At 66.4% G+C, this 22,366-nt stretch carries 8 protein-coding genes; 5 read left to right on the top strand and 3 right to left on the bottom strand.

Features of this window, described 5'->3' with window-relative positions; translation table 11 throughout:
* The coding region (locus ABZW16_RS35540) for a cbb3-type cytochrome c oxidase subunit I (protein WP_354960507.1) at nucleotides 1–1,416 on the bottom strand (1,416 nt) is incomplete at its 3' end.
* Nucleotides 1,417–1,738: 322 nt separating this feature from the next.
* On the opposite strand from ABZW16_RS35540, the gene ABZW16_RS35535 reads away from it, so the two are divergent.
* The 4 genes from ABZW16_RS35535 (at nucleotide 1,739) to ABZW16_RS35520 (ending at nucleotide 18,048) form a co-directional block, all read left to right on the top strand.
* The gene (locus tag ABZW16_RS35535) at nucleotides 1,739–2,590 is read left to right on the top strand and encodes a VOC family protein (RefSeq protein ID WP_354960506.1); all 852 of its coding nucleotides are present in this window, start codon (nucleotides 1,739–1,741) and stop codon (nucleotides 2,588–2,590) included.
* A 247-nt stretch (nucleotides 2,591–2,837) separates the two neighbouring features.
* On the top strand, nucleotides 2,838–3,860 hold the full coding sequence (locus tag ABZW16_RS35530; RefSeq protein ID WP_354960505.1) for an iron-siderophore ABC transporter substrate-binding protein: 1,023 nt from the start codon (nucleotides 2,838–2,840) through the stop codon (nucleotides 3,858–3,860).
* 131 nt (nucleotides 3,861–3,991) lie between these two features.
* Nucleotides 3,992–4,447 (top strand): hypothetical protein, encoded by a 456-nt coding sequence (locus ABZW16_RS35525; protein ID WP_354960504.1) that lies wholly within the window; start codon nucleotides 3,992–3,994, stop codon nucleotides 4,445–4,447.
* A gap of 242 nt (nucleotides 4,448–4,689) precedes the next feature.
* On the top strand, nucleotides 4,690–18,048 hold the full coding sequence (locus ABZW16_RS35520; RefSeq protein ID WP_354960503.1) for an amino acid adenylation domain-containing protein: 13,359 nt from the start codon (nucleotides 4,690–4,692) through the stop codon (nucleotides 18,046–18,048).
* Nucleotides 18,049–18,216: 168 nt separating this feature from the next.
* Here the strand turns inward: ABZW16_RS35520 and ABZW16_RS35515 are convergent, their stop codons facing one another.
* Both ABZW16_RS35515 and ABZW16_RS35510 read right to left on the bottom strand, forming a co-directional pair.
* Nucleotides 18,217–18,624, bottom strand: coding sequence for a hypothetical protein (locus tag ABZW16_RS35515; protein WP_354960502.1), 408 nt, complete (start codon nucleotides 18,622–18,624; stop codon nucleotides 18,217–18,219).
* A gap of 86 nt (nucleotides 18,625–18,710) precedes the next feature.
* The gene (locus ABZW16_RS35510) at nucleotides 18,711–20,831 is read right to left on the bottom strand and encodes an MMPL family transporter (protein WP_354960501.1); all 2,121 of its coding nucleotides are present in this window, start codon (nucleotides 20,829–20,831) and stop codon (nucleotides 18,711–18,713) included.
* Nucleotides 20,832–21,353: 522 nt separating this feature from the next.
* Between ABZW16_RS35510 and nrdF the strand changes: the two genes are divergently transcribed.
* A complete protein-coding gene (gene nrdF / locus ABZW16_RS35505; RefSeq protein WP_354960500.1) occupies nucleotides 21,354–22,337 on the top strand; it encodes a class 1b ribonucleoside-diphosphate reductase subunit beta in 984 nt (327 codons plus the stop codon).
* The last annotated feature ends 29 nt before the right edge of the window (nucleotides 22,338–22,366 follow it).

Below are 22,366 nucleotides of genomic sequence, written 5' to 3'. Positions count from 1 at the left end.
GGTGAATCCGTCGCTGGGCAGGTAGTCGGCATAACGACGCGGCATACCCTCCGCACCCAGCCAGTGCTGCACCAGGAAGGTGGTGTGGAAGCCGATGAAGGTGGTCCAGAAGTGCCACTTGCCGAGGCGCTCGTCCATCATGCGGCCGGTCATCTTCGGGAACCAGAAGTAGATACCGGCGTAGGTGGCGAACACGATGGTGCCGAAGAGCACGTAGTGGAAGTGCGCCACGACGAAGTACGAGTCGGTGACATGGAAGTCGAGCGGCGGGCTGGCCAGGATGACGCCGGACAGACCACCGAAGAGGAAGGTGACGATGAAGCCGATCGAGAACAGCATGGGCGTTTCGAAGGTCAGCTGCCCACGCCACATGGTGCCGATCCAGTTGAAGAACTTCACGCCGGTCGGGACCGCGATCAGGAAGGTCATGAACGAGAAGTACGGCAGCAGCACCGCGCCGGTGGCGTACATGTGGTGCGCCCACACCGCGATCGACAGCGCCGCAATGCCCAGGGTCGCGTAGACCAGGGTGGTGTAACCGAAGATCGGCTTACGCGAGAAGACCGGGAAGATCTCGGACACGATGCCGAAGAACGGCAGCGCGATGATGTACACCTCGGGGTGGCCGAAGAACCAGAACAGGTGCTGGTAGAGCAGGATGCCGCCGGTGGCCGGATCGTAGATGTGGCCACCGAGGTGGCGGTCGTAGGCCAGGCCGAACAGCGCGGCGGTCAGCAGCGGGAAGGCAAGCAAAACCAGAACACTGGTGACGGCGATGTTCCAGGTGAAGATCGGCATCCGGAACATGGTCATACCCGGCGCGCGCAGGCAGACGACGGTGGTCAGCATGTTGACGCCACCGAGGATGGTGCCCAGACCGGAAACCGCGAGGCCCAGGATCCACAGGTCGGTGCCGACACCCGGCGAGTGCAGGATGTCGGTCAGCGGCACATAGGCCGTCCAGCCGAAGTCCGCGGCACCACCGGGGGTGATGAAGCCCGCGGTCGCCATGGTCGCGCCGAATGCGTACAGCCAGTAGCTGAAGGCGTTCAGTCGCGGGAAGGCGACGTCGGGGGCGCCGATCTGCAGCGGCAGGATGATGTTGGCGAAGCCGAACACGATCGCGGTCGCGTAGAACAGCAGCATGATCGTGCCGTGCATGGTAAACAGCTGGTTGAACTGCTCGGGCGAGAGGAACTGCAGACCCGGGCGGGCCAGCTCACCACGCATCAGCAGGGCCATCAGACCACCGATGAGGAAGAACGCCATCGAGGTGGTCAGGTACATGACACCGAGGACCTTGGGGTCAGTGGTGGTGACCATCTTGACGATGAACGAGCCCTTCGGCCCGGTCCGAGCCGGATACGGCCGAGTCGCTTCCAACTGAGGGACTGGCTTTGGCTCTACGGCAGTCACTGATCCTCCTGAAAGGTGCCTTTAGGTCGCTCCGCAGGCTCCGCTGCTCACATCCGTCCCACTACCGGGAGCAGACGAGGAGTTCGCTTGCGCTCCTGAGATCGTAAACCGTGCTGCCGCAGCATTCCGCACGGGTCCTACTCAGCGTCGTATTTCCCCGTTCGGGCGCCATTGCCTGTGCATCCGGCGACCATGAAATCGCCACCGCCCGAGCCGCTGCATTCGCGTGACCTGCGAGCAGTCACGACCGATGACTTTCCGGGGCGGCCGACGTCTCTACCGGTGACAGCGTTCCACCTGTGCTACCTCCAAGGAGACCGTAATGAGTACAGCATCGCGCAGCGATTCGATGAGGGGTGATGGTCGGGCGACGGGCGGGCCCGCACCGAAGATCGGCGACCCCTGCTGGGTCGATATCTATACCTCCGATCCCGATCGGGCCGTCGATTTCTACGGCCAACTGTTCGGCTGGACCGCCGAGCGCGCGGGCGCGGAGTTCGGCGGCTATATCACCTTCCACAAGGACGGCAAGGCCGTCGCCGGCGGCATGGGCAAGACGGCCGACAGTGTCGAAGGCCCGGATCAATGGACCGTCTACCTCGCCTCGCCCGATGCCAAGGCCACCGCCGACGCGGCCGCCGCACGCGGCGGCATGGTCGTGGTGCCGCCGATGGATGTCGGCGAACTCGGCGCGATGGCCGTGCTCGGCGATGTCGGCGGCGCGGGCGTCGGCATTTGGCAAGCGGGCCAATTCGCCGGTTTCGAAACCATCGGCATCGTCTCGGGCGGCACGTGGAGCGACCATGCGGGCAACCCGTCCTGGTTCGAACTGCACACCCGCGACTACGAGGGCGCACTCGCCTTCTATCGCGAGGTGTTCGGCTGGAGCGATACCTTCACCATCTCCGACACCCCGGAGTTCCGCTACACCACCATTCACGCCACCACCCCGATGCTCGGCGGTGTCATGGACGCCTCCGCCTTCCTGCCCGAGGGCGTACCGGCGGGCTGGACCATCTACTTCGGCGCCGATGATGTCGACGCGGCGGTCGCCAAGGTCGTCGAACTGGGCGGTACGGTGCTGTCCCCGCCGCAGGATTCCCCCTACGGGCGATCGGCTCAGGTCGCCGACCCCACCGGTGCTCGCTTCAGCATCGGCGGCAACAGCAAATGAGCTAGGGCGATGACCGCGCGGAATCACTTACCCGACAGTGGGATTCCGCGTGGTCGTGGCCGCATATCCGGAGGTGGTTGGCGCGCCGTGGTGGCCTCACGTCCCGGGAGCCGCGGCACCCGGTACCCTCACCCGCATGCCGGTGAGCGCCCTTGTTCGCACCCGAAACCGCACCGCTAGCGACTGCTTGCAGGTCGCTCGAAACTGCGCTGCCTCCCCTCGATACGGCACCGCCTGGCATCGGCCGGTGCGGCACCGGGGCACCGCGGTCGCCCTGCTCTGCGCCGCGCTGCTCGTCGCGGGCTGCAGTCAGCAGGACGACGCCAGCTCGATCGTGCGCACCACGACGAATATCGCGGGTGCGGGCGTCGTCGGGCTCGACCGCGACACCTCGCAGGCGTGCCCGTTACCGAGCGCGCCCGATCCGTCGAACGGCAAGACCCGCACCGTCACCCACGCCGCGGGCACCTCGGAGGTGCCCGCCGATCCGCAGCGGGTTGTGGTGCTGTCCACCTCGGCACTCGACGCCACCTGCGCGGTCGGCCTGTGGGAGCGCGTCGTCGGCGCGGTGCCGATCGACGGACCGCGCCCACAGCCCATGTATCTCGGTTACGGGGTGCTGAAGATTCCCGCGGTCGGTTCGGCCGCACAGCCCGATCTCGGGCAGATCGCCGCCCTGCATCCCGATCTGATCATCGGCGATACCTCCGCTGGCGCCAGCGGTTTCACCGCCCTGCAGGCGATCGCGCCTACCGTACTCGCCGATCCCGCCGGCGGTTGGCAGAGCGAATTCACCACGCTCGCAGCGGGTCTCGGCCGACGGGGGGCGGCGGCCACCGCACTGGACAACTACCGCGCGGAGGCTCGGGAAACGGGTAATGCGGTGGCCGCCAGCCAGAGTCAGGCCTCGGTGGTGCGCTTCACCGCCGACCAGATGCAGGTCCAGGGCAGTAACAGCTTCGCGGGCCAGGTGCTCGGCGACGTGGGCGTGCAGCGCCCGACCGCGCAGCGCGGCACCTCCTTCGATGTGACCGACAAAGACCTGATCAAGGTCGAGGGCGACATCATCTACGTCATCTTCGCTGGCGAGTCGGGCGAGCGGTACGGCAGGACGGTGCTGCGCGGCGATGCCTGGAAGGACCTCGGCGCCGCCGCCGATAAGCGGGTGTTCGCGGTGGATGACACCGTCTGGCACGGTGACGGCCCGACGGCGGCCAGGGCCCTGCTCGCCGATCTGCGCGGCAGCCTCAACGGGTTCGTGACCGACTAATACGCACACCTTGGGTGGGGATTCGCTCACCCTTGGAGTGCGCTGCTCAGCGCTTGGGTAGCTGTCGCCATCCCCTCCCGACAGCGAGATTAGAGAGGTACCGAGAGCGCCTACCTGCGAGGGGACACCCAATGAGCATCACACTGGTCGAATCGCCCGCCGACAACGTCATCCAGTTGCAGCCGCACCTGCGGAACGCGGCCGAGCTCGATCAGTCTGCGGTCTCCACCGACCCCGGGGCACTGGCAGACGTCGAGATGGATCGCTGGGCGAACCGGCTGGCCCGAGTGCTGATCGCCCGTGGCGCAGCGGTGAACACGCAGATCGCGCTGGCGGTCGACCCGCAGATCGAAGCGACGGTCGCCGCCTCCGCCGTGGTGAAGCTCGGCGCGACTCCGGCAGCGATGGCCGAGGAAGCGGTCCCCGGCGCCTACCTCGGTATCACCACCAAGGCTCGCCGTCCCGAGCTCTCCGATGCCATCGACTGGCTGATCCTGGACGACCGCTCGACACTGCAGCGCTACCTGGTCAGCTCCGATGCGCCGATCACCGACACCGATCGGCTGACCGTCCAGAAGTCCGCCTGACCTGTCATTTCGCCTGCGCGCCCGAACCAGCGAAGTTCGGGCGCGCTGCGGCGTGAAAGACGGGCCGGGGGGCGATAGCGCAACGAAACCACCTAGGGACCCGGGGAACGCCGCCGATCGAACACAGTGTGATGAATACGCCTTCGGTCGGCCCGGCACCGGTCCAAAATGAACTTGCTACTACGCGACGGTCGGGACCAGCGGTGCACAACCGCGCCAGACGTCAGAACGCAGGTGTGCTTATGCAACAGCCATCGTCCTCGAACGGAAAAATAGGCACCGCACCGCCCGACAGCGCGTTCCCGCTGTCGGCGGCTCAGCGCGGCATCTGGTTCGCCCAGCACATCGCGGGCGATACGCCTATCTCGATCGCGCAGTACGTCGAACTGATCGGCGAACTCGATCTCGACACGCTCGCCGCGGCCGCCCAACAGACCGGGCACGAATTCGGGACCGGATATGTCCGGCTGATCGATGTCGAAGGGCAGCCGTACCAGTTCGTCGACACCACCATTGTCGACGAATTCACCCTGGTCGACCTGCGCGATGAGCCCGATCCCGAGGCGGCGGCACATGCCTGGATGCGCGCGGAGTATTCCGCGCCGCTGGATCTGACGCACGACCGATTGGTCGCGGTGGTCATGCTGCGGCTGGCCGATGACCGCTGGTTCTGGTACTCGCGCATGCACCACATCGTGCTGGACGGTATGGGTGCGCTCGCCCTGGTACAGCGCACCGGCGAGATCTACAACGCCGCCATCGAGGGCCGCGAGGCGCCGCCCGCCAAGGCCGAACCACTGCAGAAGATCGTCGACGCCGATCTGGCCTACCGCGGCTCGGACCGATTCGGCGCTGATCGCGAGTACTGGCGCGAGCATCTGGCCGGGATGGCCGACCCGGTCAATCTCGCGGGTCGCGAGGCCGATGTCGACCGGCCGCCGAGCCGGGTCTCGGGCGCACTGCCAACCGCGACGGCCGACTTGCTCGATACCGTGGCGAAGGCGGTGGGTTCGAACGCCGCGCCGACCATCGTCGCCGCCTTCGGCGCCTATCTCGCCGCGATGACCGGTGCGCCCGAAGTGGTGCTCGGCCTGCCGGTTTCGGGACGCACCACGGCGGCGCTGCGCCGCTCCGGCGGCATGGTCGCCAATGTCGTTCCGATGCGTCTGAAGCTGTCGCCGACCACCACGGTCGGTGACGTAATCCGGGCAGCGCAGAGTGAGCTGACCGGGGCGCTGCGCCGGCAGCGTTACCGGCAGGAGGACATCGTTCGTGATCTCGGCTGGTCGATGGACGAGGCGTCGTCGTTCGGTCCGGCCGTCAATTTGATGATGGTGGACACCAGGATTCAGCTCGGCTCGGTCACCGGACGACTGCACGTGCTGACATCCGGGTTGATCGACGACATCTTCGTCAACCTGTATCCGGGCGTGGGCGGCGAGAGCACCCACATCGATCTGCAGGGCAACGGAAACCTGTACAGCACAGACGAATTGGCGGCACACCACGCCCGCTTCCTGATGTTCCTGCACGCATTCCTCGCCGCCGGACCGGATGCGCCGCTGTATACCGTCCAGGTCGTCTCCCCGCAGGAGCAGGACCGGCTGGTGCCCGCGCGCGGACCCGAGGCGGTCGAGCCGCGCATCCTCCCCGAAATCATCGCGGCCGGTGCCGCACTCGACCCGGAGGCGGTGGCGCTGCGCTGCGGCGATACCAACATGACCTACCGTCAGGTCGACGAGTACACCAACCGCCTGGCCCGCGTGCTGATCGCGGCGGGCGCCGGACCCGAACACACCGTGGCGATTTCGATTCCGCGTTCGGCCGAATCCGTCCTCGCCACGCTCGCGGTGGCGAAATCCGGTGCGGCATTTGTCCCCATCGACCCGACCTATCCCGCCGACCGGATCGAGCATATGGTCGGCGACAGCGGGGTCGTTGCGGGCCTGACCGTGCACCCGGCGCGAAAATCCCTACCGGACCGCGTGCATTGGCTGCTGCTCGACGATGACGCGACGGCCGAAACGGTGCACGCGCAGGATTCCGCGGCGATCACCGATGCCGAACGCCGCGGGCCGGTACACCTGGATCAGATCGCCTACATCATCTACACCTCCGGGTCGACGGGACTGCCCAAGGGTGTGCTGGTGTCGCATCGCGGCCTGGCGAATCTGGTCACCGGTTCCGGTGCCGGATTCGGTGTTACCGCCGATTCGGTAGTGGCACACGCGGTTTCGCCGAGTTTCGATATTTCCGTCGAGGAGATCCTGGTCACCCTCGCGGCAGGTGCGACGCTCGCCGTCGTGCCGCCGTCGGCGTATGCGGGCGAGGAGATGGCCGAAGTTCTGCGCGCGCATCGGGTCACCCATCTCAATGTCACCCCGACGGTGGTGGGATCCCTGGACCCGGCGACGCTGCCGGATCTGCACACGATCGTCGTCGGTGGTGACGCGTGTCCACCGGAGCTGGTGACCACCTGGTCCGGGCGGGCGCTGTTGAACGGCTACGGGCCCACCGAAACCACCGTCACCGTGACCTTGAGCGGACCATTGCGCCCCGGCGGGCCGGTAACCATCGGCAGCATCGCTCTCGGCGTCACCGCTGTCGTGCTCGACCCGTGGTTGCGGCCGGTGGCCCGCGGCGCGGTCGGTGAGCTGTACCTGGGTGGCGCGGGCGTTGCGCGCGGCTATCACCAGCGCAATGGACTGACCGCCAGCCGTTTCGTCGCCAACCCGTACGCGCCGGGTGAGCGGATGTACCGCACCGGCGATCTGGTGCGGTGGACCGCAGACGACGAACTGGAGTACCAGGGCCGCAGCGACTTCCAGGTCAAGGTGCGCGGGTTCCGCATCGAACTCGGCGAGATCGATGCCGCGCTGCAACGGCAGCCCGATGTCGACTTCGCACTCACCATCGGCGCCGAGACCCCCGCCGGAGCGACCGCGCTGGTGGCATACGTGCTCGGCAAGCCCGGCACCGAGATTCACCCCGAGGCGCTGAAAGCCGCTGCCGGTGAAACGCTTCCGGCCTATATGGTCCCCTCGGTCATCATGGTGCTCGACAGCATTCCGCTGACACCGCTCGGCAAGGTGGACCGCAGGGCCCTGCCCGCACCGGATTTCAGTGTCCGAGCCGTTGTGAGCCGGGCGCCGTCGACGCCGCGTGAAGCGGCACTGGCCGACTTGTTCGCCGATGTCCTCGGACTCGATACGGTCGGTGTCGACGACAGCTTCTTCGCACTCGGCGGTGACAGCATCGTCTCCATCCAGCTGGTCTCGCGCGCGAAGGCCGCCGGGATCGGCTTCAGCGCACGAGATGTGTTCGAGCGCAAGACCGTTGCCGCGCTGGCCGCGATCGCGACCGACGTGCGCGCGCAGACGGTCAGCGAGCTGCCCGGGGGCGGGGTCGGCACTGTGGAGCTCACGCCGATCGTGCACGCCATGGTGGAGCAGGGGCCGACCTGGAACCGCTTCGGTCAAGCCGTCTTGATCGGTCTCCCGGAGGGTTTCGGCCGCGACCAGCTCAGCGCCGCGGTCCAAGCGCTCATCGACCATCACGATCTGCTTCGCTCCACCCTGCGGCACACTGGGCAAGGCTGGGAATGGGTTGTCGCCGAGCGTGATTCGATAACTGCCGATGACTTGATCGAGGTGGTCGCGGCCGACGCGGACTCCGACGACAGCTACGAGCGCGAATTACAACAGGCCGCAGATCTGCTCGATCCCGAGGCGGGTGTCGTCGCGCGCTTCGTGCTGATCGAGCGGGCGGGGGCCGATCCACGGTGCTGGCTGGTGCTGCACCATCTGGTGACCGACGGCGTCTCCTGGCGAATCCTGCTGCCGGACCTGGCGATCGCGGCAGCGGGCGGCACACTCGTGCCCGTCGGCACCTCCTTCCGGCGGTGGGCATACGGTCAAGCGGAACAGGCGGCCGAGCGGGTGGCCGAACTGCCACTGTGGCAGCAGATGCTGGCCACCCCGGATCCGGTCATCGGCTCGGCGGCGCTGGATCCCGCGGTCGACGTCGTCGCCACCATGGGCCAGTGCCGGACCATCGTCGACCCGGATATCGCCAACACCGTACTGGCCACTCTGCCCGACCAATTCCATTGCGGCGCGGACGATGTGCTGCTCACCGGACTCGCGCTCGCGGTGAGCCGCTGGCGCGATCGCAATACCGCGCTGCTCACCCTGGAAGGCCACGGCCGCTCCGAGACGCTGCTGCCCGGCGCCGATATCGCCCGCACGGTCGGCTGGTTCACCAGCATCTACCCGGTGGCCATCGATGTGACCGGCATCGATCTCGACGACGCGTTCGCCGGTGGCAGCGCGGCGGGCACCGCGATCAAGACGATCAAGGAACAGCTGCGCGCGGTGCCGGATAAGGGCATCGGCTACGGCATGCTGCGCTATCAGCATCCGGAGTCCGCCGCCGCCCTCACGGACACGCCGATCCCGCAACTCAGCTTCAACTACCTCGGCCGTGCGCTCACCGGCGGGCACGCGGGGGCATGGCTGCCACAGCGTTTCGCGGCAACGCACAACGAGTCGGCGCCGCTGGCCGCGGTCGTCGATATCAATGCCGTACTCACCGATGTCGGCCTGGAGGTCACCTGGGCCTTTGCCTCGCGGCTGCTCGACGAGGCGGATGTCGGTCAACTCGCCGAGCTGTGGTCGCAGGCGCTGCGGGCGCTGGCGGCGCACGCCGGCTCGCCGGGCGCGGGCGGACGCACCCCGTCCGATTTCGACCTGGTCCCGGTGCAACAACGGCAGATCGAGAGCTGGGAGCGGGTCTACCCGAATCTCGCTGACGTCTGGCCGCTTTCGCCGCTGCAGTACGGTCTGCTCTTCCATGCGCTCTACGACACCGATACCGCCGACGGCTACACCGTCCAATCACTGCTCACGCTGGCGGGCACCGTCGATTCCGCCCGCCTGCGCAGTGCGGCACAGGCCTTGTTGGAACGGCATGAGAACCTGCGCGTCGCCTTCGTCGAAACCGACGACGGTCCGCGCCAGCTCGTGCTCGCCGATGCCGAAATCCGCTGGCACGATATCGATCTCACCGATGTCGCCGAGGCCGACGAACGCGACCGCGAAGTCGACCGCCTCATCGCCCTCGATGCCCGCACCCGATTCGAACTCGACCGCCCACCGCTGATCCGCTTCACCCTGATCCGGACCGCGGCCGATATCTATCGGCTGGTCATGACCAATCACCATCTGCTGCTGGACGGCTGGTCGACGCCGCTGCTGGTGCGCGAACTGCTCACGCTCTACGTCACGTCGGGCGACACCTCGGTGCTGCCGCCCGCGCACTCGTACCGGGAGTTCCTGGCGTGGCTCGATGAGCAGGACAATGCGGCCTCGCTCGCGGCCTGGACGCAATCGCTGGCCGGCGTGGATACGCCGACGCGCGCGGTCCCGACACTGGCCGGGATCGAATCGACCGAGGCCGGAATGATCTCTCGCGACCTGACCCGCGCCACGGTCGAGCGGCTGGAGACCACCGCACGCGAATCCGGCGCGACGGTGAATACGATGGTGCAGGCCGCCTGGGCAATGCTGCTGGCCATGTTGACCGGGCGCACGGATGTGGTGTTCGGCGGCACCGTATCCGGTAGGCCACCGGAGCTGCCCGGTGTCGAAGAGATGGTCGGGCTGTTCATCAATACGCTCCCGGTACGGGTCCAGCTCGATCCCGCGGAGAAGGTCGCCGACCTACTGACCCGCATCCAGGCCGAGCAAGCCCGCCTGCTGGACCACCAGCATGTGGGGCTGGCCGCCATCCACCGGGCCGTCGGCCTCGCCGAACTCTTCGACACGCTCACCGTATTCGAGTCGTATCCGATCGATCGGGAGGCGCTGTCGCAGGCGCTCGATATCGCGGGTATGCGGGTGCTCGATGTCGAGGGCACCGATGCGACGCCCTACCCGTTGGGCCTCATGGTCATTCCGCTGCGCGGCGAAGACGGGCACGACACGCTGCAAATCAAACTGAAATTCATGGCCGACCAGCTCGATATCACGGCGGCCCAACCACTGCTGGATCGCTTCATCCGGCTACTGACCCAACTCGCCGACAGCCCGAATGCCCTCGTCTCCCAACTGCAATACTGCGACGACGCCGAACTGGCCACCCTGCTGCCGGTACGCGGCGCGGAATCGGTTCCGCCGCAGACACTTCCGGATATTCTGTCGGCGGGCGCGCGCGTCGATCCCGATGCCATCGCGATCACGGCGGGCGATCTCACCATGAGCTATGGCGAACTCGATGCCTGGTCCAACCGCTTCGCCCGGGTACTGCTCGGCCGCGGTGTCGGCCGGGAGGTCTTCGTCATACTCGCGCTTACCCGATCGCTCGAATCCGTGGTGGCCGTCTGGGCACTGGCCAAGTCCGGTGCGGCCTTCCTGCCGCTGGATCCGAGCTATCCGGTGGAGCGGATCGAGCACATGCTCACCGATTCGAAGGCCCCGATCGGGGTGACCGTCACGGCGACCGGTGAGACACTGCCCGGCACCATCGACTGGCTGCTGCTCGATGATCTGAACACGATTCGACGGGTCATGCTCGTCTCCGACGCACCCATTACCGACGAAGAGCGCGGGGGCCCGATCAATATCGACCAGACCGCCTACCTGATCTACACCTCGGGCTCCACCGGTAAGCCCAAGGCGGTCCTGGTCAGCCATCGTGGCCTCGCGAATATGGCCACCGCAGAACAAGAGGCCCTCGAACTCGATCCCGCTATAAGTTCGCTGCAGGTCGCTTCGCCGAGTTTCGACGCATCGGTCATGGAGCTGCTGATAGCGCATTCGACGGGCGGCCGCCTGGTGGTAGCGCCACCGGATGTCTACGGCGGCAGCGATCTCGAACATTTGCTGCGCACCGAGCGGATCACCCACGCCGTGATCACGCCGTCAGCGCTGGCCACCATGGAACCGACCGATCTGGCCGACCTGCGAGTGCTCGGGGTCGGCGGCGAGGCCATTGCAGCCGAACTGGTCGACCGGTGGGCCGTCGGGCGGCGGATGGTGAATCTATACGGCCCCACCGAATTCAGCGTCTGTGCGACCAGCCCGGCCGAACTGCTGCCGGGGAAACCGGTCACCATCGGCGGCCCGATCCGCGGCGCGTCCAATCTGGTGCTCGATACCTGGCTGCGCCCGGTACCGGTGGGCATCGCGGGTGAGCTGTACCTGGCCGGTCCGGCGCTGGCGCGTGGTTACTTCAATCGGTTCGAGATGACCGCGGCGCGCTTCATCGCGAATCCGTATGGCGCGGCCGGGGAAAGGATGTACCGAACCGGCGATATGGTCCGATGGGTCATCGGAGCCGACGACGCGCTGGAACTGGAGTACTTGGGCCGCAGCGACTTCCAGGTCAAGATCCGCGGGTTGCGCATCGAACTCGGCGAGATCGATGCCGTGCTCTCCCGTGACGAACAGGTCGAATACGCGGTGACCATCGGCCAGCCGGGACCGGCCGGCGCGACCGTACTGGTCTCCTATGTACTGCCCACCGAGGGCACCGAATTGGACGCCGAGCGGCTGCGTGACCAGGTGGCGACCGAACTGCCCGGCTATATGGTGCCCAGCCATCTCGTCGTGCTCGACGAGATCCCGCTGACCCCGGTCGGCAAGCTGGATCGCAAAGCCCTTCCCGTGCCGGACTTCTCGGTCGCGCAACGGCCGTATCTCGCCCCGCGCACACCCGTCGAACAGTCCGTTGCCGAGGTATTCGGCGATGTACTCGGCAGTGAACGGGTGAGCGTCGACCAGTCGTTCTTCGAACTCGGCGGCAACTCGCTCAGCGCCACCAAGGTTGTCGCACGGATCAATTCGACCCTCGGCTCGACCATCGCGCTGCGCGATCTGTTCGACGCACCCACCGTCGCCCAACTGTCCGCGCGGGTGATCCCGGCCACCGACGGCAAACCGGGCCGGTTCGCCCTCGCACCACGGATCAGGCCGGACCGAATTCCATTGTCCCCGGCGCAGCAACGCATGTGGGTGCTCAATCGGCTGGATCCGACCTCATCGGCGTACAACATCGCGGTCGCGCTGCGACTCACCGGCCACCTGGATATCGACGCGATGCGCCGGGCGATGGCCGATGTGATCGGCCGGCACGAGAGTTTGCGCACGCTGTATCCCGTCGACGCCGAGGGACCACGTCAGGTGGTGATCGGCGTGGAGGTGGCCGCGCCGACCATGCCGGTGCTCGAAGCCGAAGACGGCGCGCCGCTGCGTGCTCGGATCAATGAGCTGGCCGGCACCGGATTCGATCTCGCCATCGAGCCGCCGGTGCGGGTCGGGCTGTTCCGGATCGTGGATCCGAGTTTTTCCGCCAGCGACGTGCTGGGGGCGGCGGAGCACTCCTCCGGCATCGCACCGGTCGGCTCGAGCCCGTCCGCTGGCGTCCCAGCGGTGTCATCGAGTCCGTCCTCGGGCCTGGCTCCGGTGTCCTCGAGCTACACCGCGACGGATGCCTCGGTCGCGGTTTCCACTGGTGACGTGCACGTCGTTGTGCTGGTCGTACACCACATCAGCGCCGATGGCGCATCGATGGCGCCACTGGCCGCCGATCTGGTCACCGCCTACTCCGAGCGGGTCAGCGGGGCCGAGACCGCGAGGGTGCCGCTCACGGTGCAATACGCCGATTTCGCCCTCTGGCATCGGGAACTGCTCGGCAGCGAGTCGGATCCGGAATCGCTGGCGGCACGACAGATCCGCTTCTGGACCGACACCCTCGCCGGTGCGCCGGATCTGCTGGAGCTGCCCGCCGACCGCCCGCGCCCGGCCGTGCAATCGATGCGCAGCTCCGACGTCGATTTCACGCTCGACGCGACATTGCACAGCGCCATTGTCGAATTCGCGGCCGCGAACAATGTCAGCGTATTCATGGTCGTACACGCCGCGCTCGCGGTGCTGCTCGGGCGGCTCGGCGGCACCGACGACGTGGTGATCGGAACGCCGGTCGCCGGTCGCGGTGCGCAAGCACTCGATGACCTCGTCGGCATGTTCGTCAATACGCTCGCGCTGCGCACCCCGGTCGATCCGGGGACCGGGTTCCGGCAGTTCCTCGCCACCGTGCGGGCCACGGATCTGGATGCGTTCGGCAATACCGATGTGCCCTTCGAGCGACTCGTCCAGGTGCTCAACCCCACCCGATCGACCGCACACCACCCGATATTCCAGGTGTCGCTGTCACTGCAGAACTTCGTCGAACCGGTTCTGGAACTGCCCGGATTGCGGTTCGAGGTCGAGGATTTCGATCGCGGTGCCTCACAGTTCGACCTGACCCTCGATTTGCGTGAGCGTTTCGGCGCCGACGGACCGGCCGGTGTCGACGGTGTAATGACATATGCGACAGACCTTTTCGACGCGAGCACGATGGCGACCTTCGCCGCGCGATGGCGTCGCGTACTCGCCGCGGTCGTCTCGGATATCGATGTGCGTCTGGCCGATATCGATATCCTCGACGAATCCGAACGCGCACAGCTGGTTCCGGTGTGCGGCCCGGCAACCGCGGGGACGACGACGCTGGCCGAGGCACTCGCCGCATCCGCCACGTCGTACCCGGACCGCCCGGCAGTGGTCGCCGACGGTCGAACGACGACCTACCGGGAGCTCGATGCCCGGTCGAACCAGCTGGCCCGACTCCTGCTCGAGGCGGACACCGGCCCGGAAACCGTAGTGGCACTCGGTCTCCCGCGCTCTGCGGAACTACTCACCGGCATGTGGGCCGCCGCGAAGGTCGGCGCGGCCTTCCTGCCGGTCGATCCGAAACATCCGGTGGACCGCATCGATCACATGCTCACGGATTCGGGTGCGCGGGTCGGGCTCACCCTTTCCGCCTATCGGCCCCTGCTACCCGACAGCACCGAGTGGCTCGTCCTCGACGACACCGCACTCAGCACACGCCAGCAGGCGGCAAGTGCGGCGGCCCTGTCGACGAATTCGATCCGGCCCGATAGTCCGGCCTGGATGATCTACACCTCCGGATCGACCGGAACACCGAAGGGCGTCTCCGTCTCCCATCGCGGTATCGCCGATCTTATTGCCGCACAGCGGGAATCACTCGGTGTCGACGCGGACTCCCGGGTATTGCAGGTGGCCTCACCGAGTTTCGACGCATCGGTGTTCGAGGCGCTGATGGCCTTCGGGTCCGGTGGCGCGTCCGTGGTCGCACCGCCGGAGGTGTTCGGCGGCAGCCCACTCGCCGAACTGATCGCCGCCGAACGGGTCACGCATATGGTGATCACGCCGTCGGCCTTGGCCACGATCGATCCCGCCGAGGTATCGAGTGTGCGGGTGCTCGCGGTGGCGGGCGAGGCGGTCGGTGCCGAACTCGTCGAGCGCTGGTGCACCGACCGGACCATGGTGAACCTGTACGGTCCGACCGAATCCACCATCTGGGCAACGGGTTCCGCGGCACTGGTCGCAGGCACACCGGTCACCATCGGTGCGCCCATTCGTGGCGCCGCCGCGCTGGTCCTCGACGACCGGCTGCGCCCGGTGCCCGTCGGCGTCGCGGGCGAGTTGTACCTCGCCGGATCCGCACTGGCTCGCTGCTATCACGCCCGGCCGAGCCTGACCGCGTCGCGATTCATCGCCAACCCCTTCGGTGGCCCCGGCGAACTCATGTACCGCACCGGCGATCTGGTGCGCTGGGCCCGCACCACTGGGCTGGCCTTGGAACTGGAGTACATCGGCCGCACCGACTTCCAGGTCAAGGTGCGCGGTCAGCGCATCGAACTGGGTGAGATCGACGCGGTGCTCGGCCATGCGGACGGGGTCGACTTCGCCGTGACGCTCGGTGTTCCCGGCCCCACCGGATCGACCGCGCTGGCGGCATACCTCGTCCGCAAGCCCGGTGTCGAACTCGATATCGCGCAGGTGCGCGCGGTCGCCGCAGATGCCCTGCCCGCGTATATGGTGCCCGCCGCCTTCGTCGTGCTGGACGCCATCCCGCTCAACGCCGTCGGCAAACTCGACCGAAAGACCCTGCCGGAACCCGAATTCGTCGTCGAGGAGACCGAATACCGCGCCCCCTCGACCGCGACCGAAGAGATCCTGGCACAGATCTACGCCGAACTCCTCGACCGTGCCAAGGTCGGCGTCGATGATTCGTTCTTCGCGCTCGGCGGTGACAGCATTCTCGCGATCAAGCTGGTATCCCGTGCGAAGCTGCGCGGCATCCAGTGCACGCCGCTGCAGGTTTTCGAGCATCGGACCGTGGCCGCGTTGGCCGCCGCCGTCGACGCCGCGGGCGCGCTCGTCCCGCTCGAGGAGTTGCCCGGCGGCGGCATCGGTGAACTGCCGCTCACCCCGAATGTGCGCTATCTGGTCGAGCGCGGCGGTAACTTCGACCGCTCCGCGCAGGCCACGGTGCTGGAACTTCCGGTCGGCATCGAACGCGGCCAACTGGTCGCCACCCTCACCGCCGTGGTCGACCGGCACGACATGCTGCGCTCACGGCTGTGGCAGGCCGAGGACGGCTGGCAGCTACAGGTGGACGAGCCCGGGTCGGTCGAAGTCGACGCGCTGGTGCACCGCATCGAATTCGATGCCGCCGCCGACTCGCTCGATCTGCGCGAATACACCGTGACCGAATTGGATGCCGCCGCGGACCGGCTCTCCCCAGCGAATGGCATTGTGCTGCAATGCGTCTGGCTCGACCCGGTCGGTGACGCCGGGGCCAGGACGAGATCGGGCCGATTGCTCATCGTGGCGCACCGGATTGCCATCGACACCCCGTCGTGGCGAATTCTGGTGCAGGACTTGATCGCCGCATGGGCACAGGTGTCGGTCGGGAATACTCCGGTGCTGGCCGAGACCGGTACGTCGATGCGCCGGTGGTCGTATGCCCTCGTCGAGGACGCGCATACCGACCGTCGCGTCGCCGAACTCGACCATTGGCACCGCGTGCTCACCGGTCCCGATCCGCTGGTCGGTGCCCGCGAACTCGATCCGGCGATCGATCGGGCACACACACTGCGCACGGTCGAACTCGAGGTCTCCGACGAAGTGACCGACGCGCTGCTCACCACTCTGCCTCGGCTACTGCACGGCACCGGCACCGGCACCGGCACCGGCACCGATACCTTGCTCACCACACTGGCCCTGGCACTGAATCGCTGGCGCGCACGCCAGAATGTCGACGAGCCGACGGCCTTGCTGCGCCTGGCAGCCGATGGCCGACCAGAGCGCGCGATCCCGGGCGCCGACCTCGGCCGCACGCTGGGCTGGGTCGCCCCTATCTATCCGGTGCGGCTGGATCTGACCGAGATCGATATCGATGACGCCTGCGCGGGTGGCGCAGCGATGGGCGCGGCGCTGCGCGCGATCAAACATCAGCTACTCGCGGTGCCGGACACAGGCATCGGCTTCGGCGAGCTGCGCTATCTCAATGACAATGCGGCAGAAGGGCTTCCGCCCGGTCTGCCGGGCCGGATCGGCTTCGAATATCTGGGTCGGCATTCGGCTGGCGACATTCCGGCCGGACTCGAAGGGCTCGGCTGGTCGCCCACCGACGAATTCGGTGAGCTGCGCGCCGATGAGCACCCCGATGTCCCGGTCACGTCCGCGATCGATGTGACCGCCGTCGTCCTCGACGATCGGTTGCACGCGAATCTCCGCTTCCCCGCAACACTCCTGAACCGCGCCGAGGTCGCCGAACTGGCCGCCCTTTGGTCCGGTGCGCTCACTGCGGCAGCCCATTTCGCGCAGACCCCCGCGGCACAGCAGGCCGCCGCGGACGAAACGGCCGCCTTGGCGGCACAGGCCGCGGCGCGCGAAACCGCACCAGCCGGACTCGGCCTCGGTGTACTCCTGCCGATCCGGCTCGGCGGAACCGATCCCGCGCTGTTCTGCATCCACTCCTCCTCCGGAATGTCATGGAGCTACCTTGGATTCGCGGAGCGGCTGCGACCGGGTCGCCCGATCTACGGTCTGCAAGCACCGGATCTCGGTGGTGAGCCGTCGGCGCGCTCCATCGAGGAGTCCGCCGACCGCTACATTCGCGAAATCCGCGCCGTCCAGCCGACCGGACCGTACCACCTGCTCGGCTGGTCCTTCGGCGGTCTCATCGCCCATGCGATGGCGGCGAAGCTGCAGGCGGCGGGTGAAAGCGTCGGCGTTGTTGCGCTATTGGACACCGATCACGCCGATATCGACAGCGACTCCATCGAACGGCTCTCGGCGGGCGCGTTCGTCAATACCTTCGGCTCGATCTTCGGTATCGATGATGTCCCCGCCGAGGCGACCGCGCAGGAAGCGGCCGACCTGATCGAGGCCCGACTGGGTATGGAGGTCATCGATGCCGAGATCATCGAGCGAATGGCCAATTCCTACAACGCATCCGCGCACACCCGCACCGGATACCGCCGTCCGGTCTACGACGGCGACCTGCTGTATTTCAGCGCCACCGTCGACACCTCCGATATGGTCGGCCCGGACGGCTGGCGTCCCTATGCCACCGGCCGCGTCGTCAACCACGATATCGACGTCACCCACAATGAACTGACCTCACCCCAGGCGCTCGCGATCATCGCACGCGTTCTAGACGACCATTTGACAGCCACCACCACCGATTGAACTTCGTATTCGAATCAACCGAATTATCGGCGGTCGCCAGGAATTAGGATCAGTGCCTTGTACCGTCCGCTACGACCGACGGACGTCATTCGACGCCCGCCGTGATCTGAAGAACCCACTCACAGCGCCCCCGACCCGTACTCGACGGATCGGGGGGCGACGCGAAATCTATTGCGCTGCTGGGGATCCGAGCTCGCGCGCCAGTGCCCAGATGATCAAGACATCGATGGCGATGATCACCAGCGACCAGAACGGATACATCGGCGCGAACAGGAAGTTGTCCATCAGGCTGATCGAGGCCATCACGATACCCGCCCAATAACCCCAGGTCTGTCCGGACACGATGCCGATGCCCGCAACAATGATCAGCACCGCGATCACCAGATGGACCCATCCCCACACCGAGACGTTCACCTGGAAGACCTGGTCTTCGGTCAATACGAACAAGTCGCGCTTCGCGATCGCGGCGATGGCGGCCATCAGATGCAGCAAACCGGCGATCAGGATCAGAACGCCCGCGAAGATCGTCATGTCATTGAGCGCGGGTCCGGTCTTGGCGGGGCCGGGACTGGTCATAACACACACTCCTTCCGAAACGCGTGGTAATCAACCGCCACAAACTAACCCGCGACACGCCCGGAGCGAGGGATCACCTCGGCGGGTCACTTGCTGAGACTGACCTCCGGTTCGGGAGCCGCGGCAATGCGCGGCCGAGCCAGCGCGCTCGGCCACCAGATCCGATCACCGATATCCAATGTCAGCGCGGTGACCAGGATCGAACGCACGATCACCGTATCGAGCAGTACACCGACCGCGATGACAATGCCCATCTCGGCAAAGGTCACCACCGGCATGGTCGCGAACACCGCGAAGGTGCCAGCCAGCACCAGACCGGCCGAGGTGATCACCCCGCCGGTGGCGGCAAGGCCGATGAGCGCACCCGCCTTGGTGCGATGCTTGGTCGCCTCCTCGTGCACCCGCGACATCAGGAAGATGTTGTAGTCGATGCCGAGCGCCACCAGGAAGACGAAGGTCAGCAGCGGCAGGCCGGCATCGGCGCCCTTGAATTCGGCCAGATCGAAGATCCAGTGGCTCAGCCCGAGCGCGGCGAGGTAGGACAGCACCACCGTCGCGGTGAGCAGAATCGGTGCGAGCACCGCGCGCAGCAGCACCATCAGGATCACCATCACGATGGCGAGCACAACCGGCACGATCACCCGATTATCGTGTGCCACAGCGTGTCTGATATCGAGCACAACCGCCGTCTGCCCGCCGACCTTGGACGCGGGATCAACCGCGTGCACCGCGGCACGCACCCGGTCGATGGTCGCGTCGGCGGCGCGACTGTCCGGCGGATCCGAGAGCGTGCCCTCCAGATAGACCAGATCGCCCTTGATCATCGGCCGCGACGGCGCGGTAATGCCGGGCGTCGATCCCAGCGCCGTTGCGACGGCGTCGGCACGCGCGGCGGAGGCGACGACCATGACCGGCGTACCGGTGCCCGCGTCGAAATGCCGTTCCAGCACTTCGGTTCCGGTGACCGCAGCGGAGGAGCCGACGAACGCATCCTTGTTCGCGATCCCGTTCGACTCCAACCCGATGGCGCCGAACGCGACTGCGCCGAGCGCCAGTGCGGTGCCGATCCAGACCGTGCGCGGCCGCCGGGCGATCGCGAATCCGACACGCGCCCACACACCGGATTCGGTCTCGTTGACGGTGCCGAAGTTCGGGTGGCGCGGCCAGAAGATCCACCGGTCGACGATCACCAGGAGCGTAGGCAGCAGCGTCAACATCGCCAGCAGTGCGACCGCGATGCCAATCGCACACACCGGGCCGATGCCCTTGGTCGAATTCATCTCCGCCACCAGCAGAGCCAGCATCGAGACCATCACGGTGCAACCACTCGCCAGTACCGCTGGCCCGGCCCGGTGCAGTGCGACGGCCATGGCCTCGTGCTTATCGGGATGGCGGCGCAGTTCCTCGCGATAGCGGGCCACCAGCAGCAGCGCATAGTCGGTACCCGCGCCGAATACGAGCACGGTCAGAATGGCCTGGCTCTGCGCGTTGACCGTCAATCCCAACTTGGTCGCGCCGAATACCGCGGCCTGCGAAATCACCAGTGCGAAGGCGACGGTGATCAGCGGCAACGCCCACAGCATCGGACCATAGGTGGCCAGCAGGATGACGATGACGACCGCGGCGGCGGAGTACAGCAGCAATCCATCGATACTCGCGAACACCTTGCCGAATTCGGCAGCGTATCCGGCCGGTCCGGTGGCGTAGAAGGACAATCCGTCGGGTCGCTCGCCCGCCGCGTCATTGATGGCGCCGACCACGCTGGTCAGGCGGCTCCAGCCGTCTGCCCCCATCGAGATCGGCACCAGAATCTCCAGTGCCTGACCGTCCTGCGACGGAATCGGGCCGAGCAGCTTATCGGCCACCACATGCTCGACCTGCCGGAACCGGGTGGCGTCGGCGCCGACCGCGAGCCGGTCGGCGTCGGTGATTCCACTGGGGCGCTCGTACACCAGTACCACCGGAACCTGGTCGCTATTGCCGAATTTCTCGGCCAGCTTGTACGCCTGCGTGGATTCGGCACTGTCCGGCAGCCAGGTGACGTTGTCGTTCTGCTGTGCGCCGGTGAGCTTTCCGGCGAAGGTGCCGAGTGCGAGCAGTGCAATGATCCAGACGCCGAGCACGACCCATTTGCTCCGGCGGCCGCTCGGCACGCGCGCGAGTCTACCGAGCAGATCGGTCATATCCGGATCGGTCGGTGCGGACATCGGGGCCCCCTCGGTCACCACCCTGATCTTTGTTAGCAACCTGCAAGCGGGCGCTAGCGGCTGGCACCGATGCTACTGCCGGGTTCTGACATCCGCGAGCGAAAATGTGATGCTGCGCCCACTCCGCGAGCCAGTCGACCAGGTCGGGTCCACAATGGGATTTCCTCAGCGACGACAGCAATCTCGGTGCTGACAGCGGACCACGTTGTCCCTTACGGTCCCGGCCCAAGAAAGGCCGGTCGGCAAACCATGGGCGACCACAATGGCAGCACCGGTATCGATGCGCGGATTTCGCGCCACGTGCCGCACAATGGGTGCCGCACGCGGTGGTCACCGGCGTTTCTGCGCCATAGCGATAACCGCCGCTGCGACACAAGGTGTTGTGCTGCATGGACTTGTCACCCCCAAGGAGTAGTGTTCAGGGGTAGGCAATTCCGTGACGGCAGCGTGCTCGGGAAGGGTGTGGAGGCAGGATGAAACTGATCGATCGGGTGTCGTCAATCGTGCTGGAAAGGCGGAACCATGTCTCCTGAGCCGCGTGCAACAAAGGTGATCGATCGGGTGTCGGCCATCAATTGGAATCGGGTGCCCGACGAGAAGGATGCCGAGGTCTGGGATCGCCTGACCGGCAACTTCTGGCTGCCCGAGAAGGTGCCGGTCTCCAACGATATTCCGTCGTGGAACACCCTCACTGCCGACGAGAAGCAATTGACCATGCGGGTCTTCACCGGCCTGACGCTGCTGGACACCATTCAGGGCACGGTCGGCGCGGTGAGCCTGATTCCGGATGCCGTGACGCCGCACGAGGAGGCGGTGCTCACCAATATCGCGTTCATGGAATCGGTGCACGCCAAGAGCTACAGCTCGATCTTCTCCACCCTGTGCTCCACCCGCGAGATCGATGACGCGTTCCGCTGGTCGGAGGAGAACCGAAACCTGCAGCGCAAGGCCGAGATCGTCCTCGAGTACTACCGCGGCGACGATCCGCTCAAGCGCAAGGTGGCCTCCACCCTGCTGGAGAGCTTCCTGTTCTACTCCGGCTTCTACCTGCCGATGTACTGGTCCTCGCGGGCCAAGCTCACCAACACCGCCGACCTGATCCGGCTGATCATCCGCGATGAGGCGGTGCACGGGTACTACATCGGCTACAAGTACCAGAAGGGTCTGGAGCTGCTCAGCCAGGCCGAACGCGACGACCTCAAGAACTACACCTTCGAGCTGCTTTTCGAGCTCTACGACAATGAGGTCGAATACACCCAGGACCTCTACGACGAGGTCGGCCTCACCGAGGACGTCAAGAAGTTCCTGCGCTACAACGCCAACAAGGCCCTGATGAACCTGGGCTACGAGGGCCTGTTCCCCAAGGACGAAACCGACGTCAATCCCGCCATCCTCTCGGCCCTGTCCCCCAACGCCGACGAGAACCATGACTTCTTCTCCGGCTCCGGCTCCAGCTATGTCATCGGCAAGGCCGTCAATACCGAAGACGAAGACTGGGAGTTCTGACCCGGCTGTGCCATGAAATCCGGCTCGAT

The organism is Nocardia sp. NPDC004604, from assembly GCF_040609795.1.
Classification (GTDB): domain Bacteria; phylum Actinomycetota; class Actinomycetes; order Mycobacteriales; family Mycobacteriaceae; genus Nocardia.
Note: the sequence above shows the minus strand (reverse complement) of the source record. Positions and strands in the feature narration are given on the sequence as shown.

Bases quoted from the DNA above. Each gene is read 5' to 3' on its own strand.
- ABZW16_RS35535 (WP_354960506.1), top strand. From the start codon at position 1,739: ATGAGTACAGCATCGCGCAGCGATTCGATGAGGGGTGATGGTCGGGCG.
- ABZW16_RS35525 (WP_354960504.1), top strand. From the start codon at position 3,992: ATGAGCATCACACTGGTCGAATCGCCCGCCGACAACGTCATCCAGTTG.
- ABZW16_RS35520 (WP_354960503.1), top strand. From the start codon at position 4,690: ATGCAACAGCCATCGTCCTCGAACGGAAAAATAGGCACCGCACCGCCC.
- ABZW16_RS35515 (WP_354960502.1), bottom strand. From the start codon at position 18,624: ATGACCAGTCCCGGCCCCGCCAAGACCGGACCCGCGCTCAATGACATG.
- ABZW16_RS35510 (WP_354960501.1), bottom strand. From the start codon at position 20,831: ATGTCCGCACCGACCGATCCGGATATGACCGATCTGCTCGGTAGACTC.
- nrdF (WP_354960500.1), top strand. From the start codon at position 21,354: ATGTCTCCTGAGCCGCGTGCAACAAAGGTGATCGATCGGGTGTCGGCC.